This window comes from Bacillus sp. SIMBA_026 (assembly GCF_046535335.1).
Taxonomy (GTDB): Bacteria; Bacillota; Bacilli; order Bacillales; family Bacillaceae; genus Bacillus; species Bacillus velezensis.
In genome coordinates, this window is the sequence record NZ_JAWRWX010000285.1 from 1 (window position 1) to 258 (window position 258).

General features: G+C 63.2%; 1 protein-coding gene. It reads right to left on the reverse strand.

Features of this window, described 5'->3' with window-relative positions:
• A partial coding sequence (locus SB847_RS21510) for a hypothetical protein (RefSeq protein WP_410578707.1) occupies window positions 1-258 on the reverse strand: 258 nt, incomplete at both ends.

Below are 258 nucleotides of genomic sequence, written 5' to 3' on the forward strand. Positions count from 1 at the left end.
TCCGACGTCGGGTTTGGGCTCTGGTTTCAGGTCAGGTTTAGGTTCGATGACCGCGGCGACTGCCGGGGCCGGAACGACGTCGACGGCGGCCGTGTTGGCGTCGTCGTCGGTCTCCTCAACGATCTCCAGCATGACGACGGTGACGTTGTCCGGGGCGCCCGCCTCAAGGGTGAGGTTGACCAGGAGCTCAGCACATTCACGCAAGTCAGGCGTTTCCCGAACGGTTCGCTCAACAACATGGCCGGCCACGTAGTTGAG